The 17,367-nt window shown below is 29.9% G+C and carries 10 protein-coding genes; 1 reads left to right on the top strand and 9 read right to left on the bottom strand.

Features of this window, described 5'->3' with window-relative positions:
• Positions 1–39: 39 nt before the first annotated feature.
• Positions 40–495, bottom strand: a complete 456-nt coding sequence (locus FGL08_RS03735; RefSeq protein ID WP_138209498.1) for a hypothetical protein — start codon at positions 493–495, stop codon at positions 40–42.
• 294 nt (positions 496–789) lie between these two features.
• Between FGL08_RS03735 and FGL08_RS03730 the strand changes: the two genes are divergently transcribed.
• Positions 790–1,830, top strand: a complete 1,041-nt coding sequence (locus FGL08_RS03730) for a DUF1002 domain-containing protein (RefSeq protein ID WP_138209497.1) — start codon at positions 790–792, stop codon at positions 1,828–1,830.
• Positions 1,831–1,963: 133 nt separating this feature from the next.
• Here the strand turns inward: FGL08_RS03730 and FGL08_RS03725 are convergent, their stop codons facing one another.
• From FGL08_RS03725 to FGL08_RS03690, 8 genes are all read right to left on the bottom strand, one after another.
• Positions 1,964–3,697 (bottom strand): NADH-dependent [FeFe] hydrogenase, group A6, encoded by a 1,734-nt coding sequence (locus tag FGL08_RS03725; protein ID WP_138209496.1) that lies wholly within the window; start codon positions 3,695–3,697, stop codon positions 1,964–1,966.
• Positions 3,698–3,715: 18 nt separating this feature from the next.
• Complete coding sequence (locus tag FGL08_RS03720) at positions 3,716–5,605, bottom strand: NADH-ubiquinone oxidoreductase-F iron-sulfur binding region domain-containing protein (RefSeq protein WP_138209495.1); 1,890 nt, start codon at positions 5,603–5,605, stop codon at positions 3,716–3,718.
• A 3-nt stretch (positions 5,606–5,608) separates the two neighbouring features.
• Positions 5,609–6,094, bottom strand: a complete 486-nt coding sequence (nuoE, locus tag FGL08_RS03715; RefSeq protein WP_138209494.1) for an NADH-quinone oxidoreductase subunit NuoE — start codon at positions 6,092–6,094, stop codon at positions 5,609–5,611.
• 555 nt (positions 6,095–6,649) lie between these two features.
• The gene (locus FGL08_RS03710; RefSeq protein ID WP_138209493.1) at positions 6,650–7,963 is read right to left on the bottom strand and encodes an MFS transporter; all 1,314 of its coding nucleotides are present in this window, start codon (positions 7,961–7,963) and stop codon (positions 6,650–6,652) included.
• 328 nt (positions 7,964–8,291) lie between these two features.
• Entirely contained in the window at positions 8,292–9,800 is a 1,509-nt protein-coding gene (locus FGL08_RS03705) for a DUF1846 domain-containing protein (RefSeq protein WP_138209492.1), read from the bottom strand.
• 447 nt (positions 9,801–10,247) lie between these two features.
• Complete coding sequence (locus FGL08_RS03700; protein ID WP_138209491.1) at positions 10,248–14,495, bottom strand: 2-hydroxyacyl-CoA dehydratase; 4,248 nt, start codon at positions 14,493–14,495, stop codon at positions 10,248–10,250.
• Positions 14,496–14,706: 211 nt separating this feature from the next.
• Positions 14,707–15,207 carry a GNAT family N-acetyltransferase gene (locus FGL08_RS03695; protein WP_138209490.1) on the bottom strand — a complete coding sequence of 167 codons (501 nt, stop codon included), beginning with the start codon at positions 15,205–15,207 and terminating at the stop codon, positions 14,707–14,709.
• A gap of 96 nt (positions 15,208–15,303) precedes the next feature.
• Positions 15,304–17,259: a GTP-binding protein gene (locus tag FGL08_RS03690; RefSeq protein WP_138209489.1), complete on the bottom strand. Its 1,956-nt coding sequence runs from the start codon at positions 17,257–17,259 to the stop codon at positions 15,304–15,306.
• Positions 17,260–17,367 lie beyond the last annotated feature (108 nt).

Here is a 17,367-nt window from a genome sequence, read left to right as displayed (position 1 = left end):
TCTACTCTATTTAATATAAAATATATTTTTATTGACTATCTATCTTGCACACTCAAACTTATCCTTACATGGGTTACATGCTGTACGAGTCATATATCCTTCTTCCCCTAAAGCTTGCTTACTAGCAGCTACTCTGTAAACTTCTGTTTCGGATCCTGTAGGAATAGCAATATCAAATTGGTATATACCCATACAGTCAGTTACTCCATGAGCTATACCTTTAAATTCTTTTCTGCCATCCTTACATCTAACTTCTTTTATTAGTTTAACTAAGGCATGTTTTATAGGATCCCCATTACAATCTTTAATTTGCCCCCATACCCTAACTGTTCTCATTCTTTTAACATTAAGGTTTGCTCTTATTTCTCTTACATCTATATCTTTACAAATCTTAATTTTATCAGTAATATTACCTATTGCAAATTCTCCTAAATCATCACATTTTTCAAGTGTAACTTCTACACAATCATCAAATACATCTACTTTATTATCCATAATATATCACCTCATATTATATTAACATTAGTAAATAAATGTTTAATCTCTGTTTAAGTTTTAACCATACCATCTTACAAACATAATTAAAAACTACTCAATATTAATATATGACTTTAATTTATAAAAGTTCTCTAATTTATTATTTATAGTACTTTAAAACTTAATTATTTTTAAGAGTTTTGTAATAATATTTAAATCTTTTTATTTGTATATATGTGGTATAATATATTAGATTCTATGAAAGAATCATTTACCGTTTAAACACCTTAGAATAGTAAAGGAGATTGAAAAATGAAATTTAAAAAGATAATAAGTAAATTATTAATTACGGTAATCACAGTTTCAGCTATAACTACAACTCAAATAAAAACTGCATATGCAGATGCTTTTAAAGTTGTTACTCTAGGCTCAGACCTATCTAAAGAGCAAAAAGAAGAGATGATTAAGTATTTTGGTGTTACTAAAAATGATGCAAACATACTAGAAGTTACTTCAAAGGAAGAGTATAAATATTTAGGTGATGTAGCCTCTAAAAGCCAACTTGGTACAAAATCTATATCTTGTTCTTTTATAGAACCTACAGATAAAGGTGGAATCAATGTATCTACAAATAATATCTATTGGGTTACTGAAAGTATGATAAAAAATGCTTTAATTACTGCAGGAATAGAAAATGCCAATGTTAAAGCCTCTGCTCCCTTTAAAGTATCAGGTACTGCTGCCTTAACTGGAATATTAAAAGGTTTCGAGAACAGTAAGGGTGGCGAAAAGATTGATGAGAACAAAAAGAAAGTTGCTAATGAAGAATTAGTAGTTACAGGTAAAGTAGGCGAAAAAATAGGAAAAGAAGATGCAGCTAATTTAATAAATGAAGTAAAAAAGGATGTAATTAAGAAAAAACCTAAAACAGAGAAAGAAATAGAGAAGATAGTAGTAAATGTAACCAATAACTATGGTTCAAAACTAAATGATTCTGATGTACAAAAAATCACTGCTTTAATGAATAAAATAAATGGTCTAGACCTAGACTTTAGTAAACTAAAAGGTCAATTAAACGATGTAACAAAAAACCTTAAAAATAGTATAACTGGAGAAGAAGCTAAAGGCTTTTGGGGCAAAATCAAAGGATTTTTTAGTGATGTATTTGACTCCATAGGTGATTTTTTCAGTGGTCTTTTCTCTAGTGATAGTAAAGACTCCAAATCTAAAGATGTAAATACTAATAAACCTGAAAATAAAAAAGATGAAAAATCTAATAAAGAAAACAAGGGCAAGTCTTCTATAAATGAGGAAGGTTCAAATAAGGCAGAATCTGCAGATAAAGCTAAATAAAATGAAAAAAATAAATACATAAGGGATATCTCAAAGTTAATTTTGACATATCCCTTATCATTTTATCATTAAATTTCACTAAGTAACAATAGTACTACTATTTTATATGCTATTTTGATTAGGTATTACTTATTTACCTTTGCTTATAACTTGTATGAAGTAGTTCATGAGCCATATGACTATTAGGTTTTTCTAAGAATTCTTCATATATCTTTATTACTGTTGGATTTTCATGAGCTTTTCTAATTTCTTTACCAGAATCTATAGAATAAATAGATTCCATCCTATTTTTTATTATTTCAGTACTACATTTACTAAAGGGTTGTCCTGCACCGTTGATGCATCCACTAGGGCAAGCCATAACTTCAACAAAATCATATGTTGATCTTCCATGTTTTATATCTTCCATTATTTTTCTAGCATTTCCAAGAGAGCTAACTACTGCAATTTTAACTTCTTTTCCATCTAAATTCACACTAGTTTCTTTTACGCCTTCAAGTCCTCTAACCTCATTAAAGTCTAATTTCTCTAAAGTCTTTCCTGTTACCCATTCATATGAAGTTCTAAGAGCTGCTTCCATAACACCGCCAGTAGTTCCAAATATAGAACCAGCACCAGTAGATTCTCCTAATGGATTATCAAACTCTTCATCTTTCATATCATTAAGATTTATACCAGCTTCCTTAAGCATAGATGCAAATTCTCTTGTAGTAATTACTAAATCCACATCTTGGACTCCATTCCTTCCCATTTCTTCTCTTTTAGCTTCATACTTTTTAGCAGTACAAGGCATAATAGAAACTACTACTATATCTTCAGGTTTAAATCCTAATTTTTTAGGTAAATATGTTTTTGCTATAGCCCCAAATATTTGTTGTGGGGATTTACAACTAGATAAGAATCTAATATTTTCTGGATATTCTTTTTCTACAAAATTAACCCATGCAGGACAACAGCTAGTTAAAAGAGGCATATTTTCATTATTTGAAAATCTTTCTATAAACTCGCTTGCTTCCTCTGTGATAGTCATATCTGCCCCAAAATTAGTATCAAAAACTGCATTGAAACCTAACTTCTTAAGCGCTGCAACCATCTTTTTAGTTACAGCACTTCCATGTTCAAATCCAAATTCTTCCCCTAATGCTACCCTTACAGCAGGAGCAACTTGAACTACAACATATTTGCTCTTATCATCTAAGAACTTCCATATCTTATCATAATCTTTCTTTTCACTTAATGCACCTGTAGGACATACTGCAACACATTGTCCGCAATAAGTACAATCCGTTTCTTTTAAAGGCTTCTTAAAAAATGTAGATGCAACTGAGCTAAATCCTCTATCTACTGGTGTCAAAACATTAATATTTTGAACTTCACTACACATGGTAATACATCTTCTACATAATATACATTTATCCATATCCCTTATAATAACATCAGAACTATCATCTATAGAATACTCTGATAATTCACCATCAAACCTTTCTTTTCTAATACCTAAATCTGATGCTATTTTTTGAAGCTCACAGTTTCCATTTCTATCACATTTAAGACAGTCTTTTGGATGATCTGATAACAATAATTCCACTATTGTCTTTCTAGCCTTAATAGCCCTTGGTGAATGAGTTTTAATAACCATACCTTCATAAGCTTCTACTGAGCAAGAAGGAATTAATTTTCCTCTTCCCTCTTCTTCAACAACACAAACCCTACAAGTACCCTTGCAATTTCTAACATTACCCTTATCCATATACATATGACAAAGTGTAGGTATATTAATATTTATTTTCTTAGCCGCATCTAATACAGAGGTTCCCTTTTCTACCTCTACATTTTCACCATTTATAATTAAATTAACTGTAGTCATCCTATTCTTCCCCCTCTGCTATTTCATTGTTATAGCCTTGACTGGACAAGCACTATAACAAGCTCCACACTTTATACATTTATCCGTATTAATAATATGCTTTTCTTTTATTTTTCCATCTATACAATTAACAGGACAACCTTTCGCACATTTTGTACAACCTATACATTTATCAGTAATCTCATAAGTTAAAAGACTCTTGCAAACTCCTGCTGGACATGTCTTATCATTAACATGTGCCTCATACTCATCTTTAAAATACTGTAATGTGCTTAGTACTGGATTTGGAGCTGATACCCCTAAACCACAAAGAGATGTATCTCTTATAATTCCACAAAGCTCTTCCATGTTCTCTAAATCCTGTGAAGATGCCTTACCCTCTGTAATCTTATTTAAAAGTTCTAGAAGTCTTTTATTCCCTATTCTACAAGGTGTACATTTACCACAAGACTCATCTACGGTAAATTCTAGATAAAATTTTGCAACATCAACCATACAACTTTCTTCATCTAATACAATCATTCCTCCAGAACCCATCATGGAACCAATTTCGGTTAAAGTATCATATTCAATAGGAATATCTATTAATGACTCTGGAATACATCCTCCAGAAGGTCCCCCAGTTTGAACTGCTTTTAGGCCTTTTTTATTTATTATTCCTCCACCTATTTCATATACTATATCTTTTAGTGGTATACCCATAGGTACTTCTACAAGACCTACATTATTTATTTTTCCAGCTAAGGCAAATACCTTAGTTCCTTTAGACTTTTCTGATCCTATAGAACTATACCAATTGGCCCCTTTATTTATAATAGGAGCAATATTAGCGAATGTTTCAACATTATTTACACAAGTAGGTTTTTTCCATAATCCTTTTTCTGAGGTACGAGGTGGTTTCATTGTAGGTTCTCCTCTTTGCCCCTCTATAGAATGGATAAGTGCTGTAGCTTCTCCGCAAACAAAAGCCCCTGCCCCATATTTTATTTCTATAGTAAAATCAAAATCCGTACCTAGTATATTTTTGCCTAAAAGTCCTGCCTCTTCAGCATGTTTTATAGCTATTTCCAATCTTTTAATAGCTAAAGGATATTCCGCTCTAATGTATATATATCCTTGGTTAGATCCTGTAGCATATCCACAAATAGCCATAGCTTCTAACACACTGTGTGGATCTCCTTCAAGAATTGCCCTATCCATAAAAGCACCTGGATCTCCTTCATCAGCATTACATATAACATATTTAATATCGCCCTTAGCTCTAAGCGCAGTAGCCCACTTTCTTCCTGTTGGGAATCCTCCGCCTCCTCTTCCTCTTAATCCTGACTCCGTAATTTCTTTTACCACTTCTTCAGGGCTCATTTCAGAAAGTACCTTACCAAGTGCTGTATATGCACCTGATGCAATTACTTCTTGGAAATCTTCTGGATCTATTACGCCACAATTTCTTAAAGCAATTTTTACTTGTTTTTTATAAAAAGGTATCTCTTTTTTATTTTTTATTCTTTCCTTAGTTTCTGGTTCCTCGTATAATAGTCTTTCTACCACTTCTCCATTTAATATATGCTTTTCTACTATTTCCTTCGCATCATCTTTAGAAACCTTTACGTAAAAAACATTATCAGGTACTATTTCTATTACAGGACCTTCAGAACAAAATCCAAAGCACCCAGTCATTACTACTTTAGTGGTATCAATAATCCCATTTTTTTTAAGTTCAAGGTTTAATGCTTCCATAATTTCATAAGACTTAGCAGATTTACATCCAGGCCCACCGCAAACTAATATTTGTCTTTCCTTAATTTCTTTAGTATTTTTAGGACTTTTATCGTTATATCTTAAATTAACTAAATTTTTATAGCCATCTTTTATTTCCAATAAATTATTATAATCTTTAATCCTATTCATAGCTTATTTTCGCTCCTTAAATTCATCTAAAACTGTTTTCACTTGTGACTTATTAAAATATCCATAAACCTCATCATTAACAAGTACAACTGGGGCTATAGAACAAGCACCAACACATCTTAATACATCTAATGTAAAAAGACCATCCTCTGTAGTCTCTCCTTCTTTTATACCAAGCTTTTCTTTAAACTCAGAAAGAACATCATTTGCACCTCTAACAAAACATGCAGTTCCTGTACATACGCTAATTACATATTTACCCTTCGGTTCTGTAGTAAAATAAGAATAGAAACTTACAACCCCATAAACTTTAGACTTAGGCACTTCTAGCTTTCTTGCAACAAAATCTTGTACCTCTTCACTTAAATAGCCATAAAGTTCTTGAGCCTTGTGCAAAACAGCAATTAAAGCAGCTTCCTTATTATCTTGTTTTTTAATAAATTCCTCTAAATCCTTAAATTTAACACAGCTTGTACAACTTGTACACAACTTTCATCCCCTCTTTCTTCAGCATGAATATAAAATTAACATAAGAGATTAGTACACATATAAATTCCCTAAAAATAATTTTTCCATAATCGATTTTTTCTATCCATACCTCGTAGTCCATTTATAATCTTTTTTATTATATCACTTTTTAGAATATTTGTTAATTTCAATTTACTTTTTATTAAACATTCATAATAAAAAAATCTTCATTCTACATAAAATTAATAACCTTACTATCGTTATACCTCTAAAGCATTGATAATTCTTTAACAATTAGAGATTTCATATGTATAAAGGCTTTATATCCTAATATTACTCTAAGTCATATATGAAAGTTTTATATTAATATCCTCCAAATTATTCGTAAAGTTTCAGAAGGTTTCCTTTTATTTCATTGTTGAATTTATTGTACTTTTGATATTGTTAAATTGAAAATAACATATAAATGAATTTATGTAATATATTCTAAAAATAAAAAAAGTGTCAAAAGAAATTTTAAATATCTCTTTAAGACACTTTTTACATAAAATAATTTATATTATTAAATTAATAAAATTATACCGTTGCGTTAGCTGTTTCAGCTTCAACCTCTTTCTCTTGAGGACGGTTATATTTTTTATATAATCCTTTAAATAATATTACACATGCAAGTGTGTAAAGTATTGCAGCTATAAAATAACCTATTCTGTATCCATCTAAATTTATTCCAGCAACAGTAAACGCCTTTATAGACATTACCCTTCCTGCAATTACTCCTGATACAGCTATTAATCCTGACCTAAAAGTAGATTGAATACCACCAACAGTGGCTTTCTTTTCTTTTGGAACAAGTTCATAAATTTGAGAATCAGTAAGTGGTCTATTAGAGTTTACAAGTCCACATCTAAAGAAATATGATACAACTAGTATTGGCATCATAGCCCCACCAAAAGAGTCACATGTAGCCATTAATATCATAAATGGTACAGATGCTAAACATGGATATACTATACCACCAATTCTTCCAAACTTTTTTTCAATAATTGGACATAGAGCCATACCAATAAACATAGCAAAGTAGTTAAGTGATGTAATACTTCCTATAGTAACTGGACTAAGTTTTAATGAACTTTTAAAGAAGTTTGAAAAATATGGAGTAAATAATCCTAAACCTAATCCTATAAGTCCAATATGGCATAAGTAACAAATTACGTCTTTATTTGCAACTTCCTTAAAGTCCTTAATGAAAGATCTTTTTTCTTTCTTCTCAGGTAATCTAAGTGTAACGTTTTTCATAAGAAGTATAGGCACTAATGATATACAGGAAGCTATCATAGCTCCAACGAAGAAGTATGCATATCCTGATACTTCACTAACACCAAATAATTTTGTTATGTACACAGTTATACTTCCGGATCCTAGGGCTACAATAGCTGGTACTAAATTATTAAATGCAAACATTAATGAATATACAGAAGTTCTTTGTTTTGCAGTGGTATTATCATTAATAAATATAACTGGCAAGAAATCCCAAGCTGCTGATCCTGGCCCTTGAAGAGCTACACATATGTAAGCTACATATATGTTCTTAGTAATTACTACTAGTGCCATTCCTATAGTATTCATTAAGAATCCATATATTAGCATTCTCTTAAATCCAACTTTATTAGCAATTAATCCTACAGGTATTGCAAATAAGGCAAGCATAATACTGTTGAAAGAGTTAAGGTTTCCTAGTTGGACTGTTCCAAAATTATTTTCAATTACTATCATGTATGCAGTCCAATATGGTTGATATTGTAATGCTACTAGTATAAAAGCAAGCACCATGAGTTTTACATTCCTGGGTGCCGTTTTTACGTCATCAATACATTCTCTTATTGCTGACATTTATTACTCCCCCTTTTAATTTTTTCTTATTTTTAACAACCCAATTGCAATTATACCAAATTTTAATAATTTCACAATACCCTTTTTTCATAATTTTGATAATTTATTTAATTTATACTATTGAATTTTTTTATATAGATTTAACTACCTATAATTAAATAGTAGAATATTATACAATGATTTCATGATATAAAATAAAAACACCTTCAATATCCATTTAATAAATATTGAAGGTGTATATATTCCTATATTCTTAATATTTCATATACTTTTTTAAAGATTTGAAAAACCTTAGTATATCACATGTATTTCTATTAACATAAAGTTTCTAGTTATTATAATAAAGACTTTCTGTTGGATATTCAGGATCACATGTTATATCTATGCCAAGTTTTCTGAAAGTCTGTTCATCACTTCTACCCAAAATTGTAGTTGAGTGCGCTTGACAGCCTTTAAGCATTGGTAGTTTTTCCATAGCAACTTGTGCCATTGGGTTTGTAGCTGCACATATACTTAATGCAATCAATACATCTTCACAATCTAAAGCTGTATTCTTGCCACCTAAAGTTTTAGCTTTTAAGTTTATAATAGGTTCAAGTATCAATGGTGAAATAAGATGAATTTCATCAGATATATTAGCTAAATGTTTTACAGTATTTAAAATTAAAGCTGATGTTGACTCCATTACAGCTGAACTTTTTCCAGTAATTATAGTACCATCTTCTAGTTCTATAGCCACAGTTGGACACGGTTCATTTTTATTAGATATTTGCTTTAATTTTGCTGAACGCTCTCTTGCAGGCGCAACAACTTTTCTATCTTCTTCACTTAAATTTAGTTCTTCCATAATAAGTTTTATTCTATTAAATGTTTCTTTATCAACATAACCTTTTTTATATTCACAACTTGTTTTGAAATATCTTCTTATTACTTCTTGTTTAGAAGCCTCTTTTACAACCTCATCATCAGTTATACCGAAGCCTACTCTATTAACTCCCATATCTGTCGGAGATTTGTATATAGATTCTTCTCCAGTTATCTTTTCTATGATTCTCTTAAGTACAGGGAACATTTCTATATCACGATTATAGTTTACAGATATTTTATTATACGCATCTACGTGAAATGAGTCTATCATGTTAACATCCTTAAGATCTGCTGTTGCAGCCTCATAAGCTATGTTTAAAGGGTGTTTTAGTGGGACATTCCATACAGGAAAAGTTTCAAATTTTGAGTATCCTGCAACTCTTCCTCTTTTATGTTCATGATAAAGTTGGCTAAGACAAGTTGCAAGCTTTCCACTTCCTGGACCTGGTGCTGTTACAACAACAATGGGTTTTGTTGTTTCTATATATGGATTTTTACCATAACCTTCATCGCTTACAATGGTATCTACATCTGTAGGGTATCCTTTAGTAGCACTATGTCTATATACTTTTATACCCCTACGCTCAAGTTTATTTATAAAAACAGTTGTTGCTGGTTGGTTATCATATCTAGTAATTACAACACTGTTTACATCAAGCTCATAAGCTCTTAAGTCATCGATTAATCTTAAAACATCCATATCATAGGTGATACCAAAATCACCTCGTATTTTGTTTCTTTCAATGTCTCCTGCATATACGCAAATAACTATTTCTACTTTTTCTTTTAGTTTGTGTAGAAGCTTTATTTTTGCATTTTCATCAAATCCAGGTAAAACCCTCTTTGCATGCAAATCAAACAAAAGTTTTCCACCAAATTCTAAATACAATTTGTCGTAATTATTAACCCTTTCTAAAATGTATTTTGATTGCTCTTCTAAATACTTTTTATGATCGAATCCTATTTTCATTTTTACGCCTCACTATCTAAAACTATAATTGATGAACCTTAATATTACTACGTTAAAATATTTATAATAAAATATTTTCATTTTTATATTATCACATAATTTTAATAGAAAGTAAAATATTATAGATATATAAAATACGGAAATAGAAACTTTTAAATAATTATTTTCTTTCTAAATCCATCTTTTTATTCTTTATCCATATACTATATAATATCATACATATTAAAACACCTAAAGAAACTACAAGAGAAAATGTATTAGTTAATCCACTCCCAGCAGAAGATTATATTTATTTATACAACACTTAAAATTTGCACATAAAAATAGACTAAATCAGTTGACCCCTTGTGTTTAAAAGGTTTTCTAATTTAGTCTTAGTTTAACAAGTTTATATATTATAATATGTTGGAATTACTATGCATTAAAATTAATTTACTTAATAACATATTAATTTTTTATGTCTATTTTACTTTTTTCTAAATTTTTAGTTGCAGTTGAAAGCATAAGTTTCATTCTATTTAATTGATTTACTTCACTAGCACCAGGATCATAATCTATTGGAGTAATATTTAGATAGGGGTATCTTCTCTTAATCTCTCTTATCATACCTTTTCCTATTACATGATTTGGTAAACAGGCAAATGGTTGTATACATATCATATTACTTATTCCATTTTCTAATAATTTAATTATTTCTGCTGTTAATAACCATCCTTCTCCAGCTTGGTTGCCAAGAGATAAGATATCATCTGTTCTTTTTGCCAATGTTTCAATTGTTTCCGGTGGTATAAATCTTTTACTATTACTAAGTGCTTTCTTCATTTCACTTATATAAAACTCTATATATCTTATAACTATCTTACCACCTAAGAAATTTTTTAACTCTCCACCTAGCCTATGATATTTAAACTTCTGATTATAAGCACAATATAATAGAAAATACATTAAATCAGGTATTATTACCTCTGCACCTTCACTCTCCAGTATTTCTATAATATTATTATTTGCTAAGCTATGATACTTAAAAAAAATCTCCCCAACTACTGCTACTTTTGGCTTGATTATATTTTTAATTTCCAAATTATCAAATTCATTTACCATTTGATTTGTAATATTTTTAAACTCTTTAAAGCTCCCATTAATTATATTGTCTTTACATATTTTTAGCCATTTTAAATGAAGTAAGTCTGTTGAATTTTTCATCTTCTCATAAGGTCTTACTCTATTTGTCATTTTCATAAGTAGATCACCATAAGTTAAAGCCATCAAGGCTTTATTAATCATTGGTAAAGTTACTTTAAATCCTGGATTCTTTTCTATGCCTTGAGCGCTTAAAGATATAACTGGTACCTTTCCATAGCCTGAATCCCGTAAAGCTTTTCTTATAAGAGCTATATAGTTAGATGCTCTACAAGTACCTCCTGTTTGAGAAATTACTAAAGAAGTATTGTTTAAATCATATTCTCCAGACTTAAGTGCACTTATAATTTGACCTATTACTACAATGGCAGGATAACAAGCATCATTATTTACATATTTTAAACCTTCATCTATAGTATGCTTATTAACTATTGGTAATACCTTTAGATTGTATCCAGAACTTTTGAAAACAACTTCCAATAACTCAAAGTGTATTGGAGAAAATTGTGGCACAAGTATTGTATGATTTTCTTTCATTTCCTTAGTAAATATAGTTTTGTCATATGGCTTCATAGTTTTAAACTTAAAAATTTTTAATTTATTTCTATTATCCATAGCAGCCTTGAGAGAGCGTATTCTAATTCTAGCTGCTCCTAAATTATTAACTTCATCTATTTTTAGAAGTGTGTATATTTTGCCAAAGCTTTCTAGTATTTCTTGTACTTGATCTGTAGCAACTGCATCTAATCCACATCCAAAAGAGTTTAATTGAATTAACTCTAAATTTTCCCTAGTCCCTACAAATTGGGCTGCCCTATATGCCCTTGAATGGTAAGTCCATTGATCTAGAACTCTTAAAGGCCTTGGAATTTTGACTAAATCGGATACGGAATCCTCTGTAAACACTGCCAATCCTTCTTGTGATATCATATCTGCTATACCATGATTTATTTCTAAATCTAAATGATAAGGTCTACCACTTAGCACAATACCTTTTTCGTTAGTTTCATCTAAATCCTTTAGAATTTCTAATGCTTTGTTTTTTATGTTCTCTTTAACCTTTGCAATTTCCTCATAGGCTTTATCTATTGCAATATTAATTTCTCTTTGACTTATATGAAACTCTTTTAATTCATTATATAAATTTTTCTTCATAGACTTTTTATCATTAAAATTTAAAAATGGATTTTTATATATAATATCTCCACTTCTCAAAAATCCTACATTATTCTTAATAACCTCTGGATAAGAAATTACTATAGCACAATTATAATGATTATCTGCAGTTTCATCTTCTAATTTTTCATAAGGAATACAAGGATAAAATATAAACTTTAACCCCTTTTTTATAAGACTTTGTATATGACCATGAGCAATTTTTGCAGGATAACAAAGAGACTCTGAAGGTATGGTATCAATGCCTTCATTATAAATTTTCTTTGTAGAATTTGGAGATAATACTACCCTAAAACGTAGTTCAGTAAAGAAGGTGTACCAAAATGGATAGTTTTCATACATATTTAAAACTCTTGGTATTCCTACTTCTCCTCTTGTTGCTTCTTCTATGCTAAGAGGTTTATATCCAAAAATTCTTTTATATTTATAATCAAATAAGTTTGCTGCTTTCTTTCTACTCTTAGCAACTCCTGTACATCTTTCGCATCTATTACCAGAAATAAACTTTCTACCATCTGAAAACTTACTTACAGTAAGTAAACAATTATTACTACATAATCCACAATTCTCAAATTCATTTGTCACTTTGAATTTTTCAAGATTATCTCTCTCTAAAATATTAGAAATTTCATTTTTATTATAGTTATCTTTTGCAATAAGAGCAGCACCAAATGCTCCCATAAGACCTGCTATATCAGGTCTTATAACTTCTTTACCAGTAACTTTTTCAAATGCTCTTAAAACAGCTTCATTATAAAAAGTTCCTCCTTGAACTATAATTTTTTCTCCAAGATCCTCTGGTTTTTTTATTTTAATAACTTTATAAAGTGCATTCTTAATCACAGAATAAGATAATCCAGAAGATATAGCTCCAATATCAGCACCTTCCTTTTGAACCTGCTTAACTTTAGAATTCATAAATACAGTACATCTTGAACCTAAATCCACCGGACTTTTTGATAATAGACCTTGCTTTGAAAACTCTTCAATACTCATATTTAAAGATTGTGCGAACATATCAAGAAAAGAGCCACACCCTGATGAACAAGCCTCATTTAATTGAATAGAATTTATTACTCCATCTCTTATTCTAATGCACTTCATATCTTGACCACCTATATCAAGAATAAAGTCTACATCTTTTAAAAAATGCTTTGCTGCTCTGTAATGTGCAATTGTTTCAACTTCTCCAATATCAATATTTAAAGCTGACTTTATAAGAGCTTCTCCATAGCCAGTAACAGTTGATTTAACAATTTTTATTTTTTCATGGATTTTACTATATATATCTTTTAATATATTTATAGTACTTTCTAAAGGACTCCCCTTATTACCATCATAAAAGGAATGTAATATGGCACCTTCATTATCTATTAATATAGCTTTAGTAGTTGTAGATCCAGCATCAATCCCTAAAAAAGCTTCACCTTCATATGTAGTTATATCTCTTCTTTTAGCCTTACAGCTATAATGTCTTTTTCTAAAGTTTTGTAATTCTTCTTCATTATTAAATAAGGGTTCTAATGTATGTGAAGTGGATACATTATTATTATCTAAGCTTTCAACAGATTTTAATAATTGTTCAAAGGTTATAACTTTCTCTTTTTTGGATTCAATAGCTGTACCAATAGCTACAAATAATTGTGAGTTTTGTGGAAATAATATTTCTTCCTCTTTTAATTTTAAAGTCTCGATAAATCTTTTTCTAAGCTCCGATAAAAAATACAAGGGTCCTCCTAAAAATGCCACATTGCCTTTTATTGGCTTTCCACAAGCAAGGCCACTTATAGTTTGATTTACAACAGCCTGGAATATAGATGCAGCTATATCTTCCTTAGTAGCTCCTTCATTTATAAGAGATTGTATATCAGTTTTTGCAAAAACTCCGCATCTTGCAGCAATTGGATAGATAATCTTATGATCTTTAGCTAACTCATTTAAACCCTGGGCATCAGTTTCAAGCAATGTAGCCATCTGATCTATAAAAGCTCCTGTACCACCAGCACACGCTCCATTCATACGTTGCTCTAAACTACCCTCAAAGTATGTTATTTTTGCATCTTCTCCACCTAATTCTATGGCTACATCAGCATTATCTATGAAAACTTCAATTGCTTTTGTGCAGGCAATAACCTCTTGAATAAAAGATAATCCTAAAAACTTTGAAAGTGATAATCCACTAGACCCTGTCATCATTGCTGTGATATTATAATCTTTATATTTATTAAAAGCTTCTTTTATCAGTGAAGCTGTAGTTTCTTTTATATTAGAGTAGTGTCTTACATATTTACTATAAATAATATTATCCTTCGTATCTAATAATACAAGCTTAATAGTAGTTGATCCTACGTCAATTCCTAAATGTAATAATTCTTTCATAAACTTATCGCTCCAGTACTATCATTATTAATGTCTTTTACATCATGAATATTTTCCATAATATATGAACATCATTTAATGATTTTACCCATTTTCATGCATAATATACTTATAAACTACCCTTGAATTATTGGAAAGCTTTCTCCTTAGTCTTAAGACATTACTCTTTTTTATTCATATATTTTATCCATATCTCCTCAGTTCCTCCTACTTAAATTCTCTTCTCTAGCCTTACCATATCCATACACCTTATTCCATTTTCATAAATCTCTTCTATATAATTGTCTACAAAAAAATCTTTATGTATCTCTACCATCCTAAATCCAACCTTTTGATAAAAAAGTAACTGGTCTATGGAAGAGTTTCCTGTTCCAATAAGTATTTTCTCTCCACCCAACTTTTTTATTTTATCCTCAGCACTATATATAAGTTTTTTTCCTATGCCTCTTCCTCTATAACCCTCATCTACAGCTAAATTCATTATTTCATATGTATTAGAACTTTTTTCTACAAATGCAATAACTCCAATTACCTTACTTTTAAGTTTAGCTACTAATATTTTGCAATCCCTAATATATTTATTTATAGCATCCTCTGATGGATCAGCTAATAAAAGCAAGTCCATAGGTGCACCCTCCACTGATATTTCCTCAGTGTGAATATTATTATCTTTTTTAAATTTGCAAGTACTATTTTGTTTTAATATATCCATTTAATAGTTATCCCCCTAATTTAATAAATCTTCATTCTAGTTAATTTAAATACCATTATTCCAATATCAATATATACGAAATCCTAGGAATATAAATTAATTTATGCAATGCATATAAGATTCTGCTTCATCCCAACTTACTAAAAAACCTTGCCCTTTTGAACAGAAAACTGATGTAGATGTATACTCAATATCTGCATTCTTATCATATCCAATTTTCTCTATAACCTCTTCTTGATTATGACAGCTATCATATCCATAAAAAATAAAATTAATTTTTCCCTTACCCTTTGTAAATGAGATAAACTCCATACTATAGTCCATAAAAGTAGCAACAGGTCCTCGTCCCCTTATAACAACCTTGTTATAAATGGTCTCTGGAGTTTCAAAGGATCCATTTAATTTTTGTATATCAGATAAAATTCTTCCCATATAATCTAGTTCTACTTCCATTTTAAAACGATAATATGGTTCTAATAATACATTTTGAGCTTTCTCTAAACCTTGTCTTAAAGCTCTAAAAGTCGCCTCTCTAAAATCCCCTCCGCTAGTATGCTTATTGTGTGATCTACCTGTAAGTAAGGTGATTTTTAAGTCAGTTATAGGAGAACCTGTTAATATACCATGATGATCCCTTTCATAAATATGAGTCTTAACTAAATTTTGGTTACCTGGTGGCAAGTCATCATTATGACATAAATTCTCGAATACAATTCCACTATTTTTTTCTCCCTGCTCTATTTTTAAGTGAACTTCTGCATAATGTTTTAGTGGTTCAAAATGTCCATATCCTTTTACTTCTCCACAGATAGTTTCCTTATAAAGTATTTCACAAGGTCCAAATTCCACAATTAAGTTAAATCTATCTTCCATTAACTGTTTTAAAACTTCTAATTGAATAACTCCCATAATGTGCACTTGTATCTCCTGCAACTTTTCATTCCAAATAATATTTAGAGCAGGATCTTCTTCCTCTAAAATCTTAAAATAATTTAAGACTTCTTTTGAATTTAAAGTTTTATCAAATATAACCTTTGATTTTAGTGTTGGAATCATTTCATAATTAAATTTTTCCATTAAGGTTCCTATTCCATCTCCTACCTTCACACTTTTTAACCCTGTTACTGCAAAAATTTCTCCAGAAGAAACCTTGTCCACAGTTTTGAACTTATTTCCATTATATATTCTTATTTGATTTATTTTCTCATAACAATTACTTGCATTACTTCCTATATGAACTTCTTCTTTAACTTTTAAAGTACCACTAAGTGCTTTTATATAAGTTAATTTATTTCCCTGGCCATCATGACGTATTTTATATACCCTTGCACTAAAATCTTCCTCATTACAATACTCAGTAAAAGTTAACATATCCATTTTTTCTAAGAATTCTTCTATACCAATATCTTGAAGTGCTGAACCACTAAGGCATGGGAAAACTTTATTTTCCTTAACCATATTTTTCATAAAACCTAGCCATAAGTCTTTTTCATATGCTCCATCTATGTATTTTTCAAAAAGAATATCATTACGTTCAGCTATAAACTCTATAAGTTCATCATTTAGCTCATCTCCATTAAGAGATTCCGTAATAAAACAAATATCCGTAGTTAAATTACATCTAATTTCTTCTACTACTGCTTCAACTTCTGCATTAACTCTATCTATTTTATTAATAAAGAAAAACGTGGGTATTCTATGTTTTCTAAGAATATTCCATACTGTTTCAGTATGACCCTGAATCCCTTCAACTCCATTTATTATAATAATTGCATAATCCATTACTTGAATTGCTCTCTCCATCTCCGTGGAAAAATCTATATGTCCAGGAGTATCTATTAAATAATAAGTAGACTTATTATAGTTAAAAACCCCCTGATCTGAAAATACAGTAATACCCCTTTTCTTTTCTATATCATGACTATCTAAAAAAGAATTCTGATGATCAACTCTTCCTATATTTTTAATACTTTTTGTATGATATAATAGTTGTTCCGAAAATGTAGTCTTGCCAGCATCAACATGTGCCAATATTCCTATAGTCTTGTTCATAATTTATCACTTCCCTATCCCTTATTAAATGATAACTTCCATTTCAACATAAATAATAATTTTTTATTATGTCCAAAAAACGGAAGACACTTTCATGTTTCCGTTTTC

The organism is Hathewaya histolytica, assembly GCF_901482605.1.
Lineage (GTDB): Bacteria > Bacillota > Clostridia > Clostridiales > Clostridiaceae > Hathewaya > Hathewaya histolytica.
The sequence above is the reverse complement of the archived record's forward strand: the minus strand, read 5'-3'. Positions and strand labels throughout refer to the sequence as shown.